General features: G+C 36.9%; 1 protein-coding gene. It reads left to right on the forward strand.

All coding sequences use genetic code 11. From position 1 onward, the window contains the following. The coding region (locus J7R10_RS09080) for an FAD-dependent monooxygenase (RefSeq protein WP_208436507.1) at positions 1 to 412 on the forward strand (412 nt) is incomplete at both ends.

The following is a 412-nucleotide window of genomic DNA, read 5'->3' on the forward strand; positions in this document are numbered from 1 at the left end:
CCAAAAAAATTTTTAATTTTGTAGCCATTACCCATGGCGAAAATTCAAAAGAAGGGTGGGCACATAAAGGAAATAAAGAAAATTTAAAATCTCTTTTTAAAGACTGGAATCTGCAAATTTTGCAAATTTTTGACCATATTGACGAATGGAGCTATTGGCCAATCTTTCAAATGAAACAGAACCGTTTTTTAGGCTTAGAAAGACAAGTATTTGTTGGTGATTGCGCACACGCTGCCCTGCCTTTCGCTGCACAAGGTGCTGCTATGGCAATAGAAGACGCTGCCACATTAGCAGAAACACTCTCTATGAAAGATCTTTCACTCACCGCAGCTCTTTCATTATACGAAAAAATACGAAAACCCCGCATTATTGCGGTAAAAAAACGTGGAGATTTTAATAAAATAGCTTATCA

The organism is Bartonella vinsonii subsp. berkhoffii ATCC 51672, assembly GCF_902825225.1.
Classification (GTDB): Bacteria; Pseudomonadota; Alphaproteobacteria; order Rhizobiales; family Rhizobiaceae; genus Bartonella; species Bartonella berkhoffii.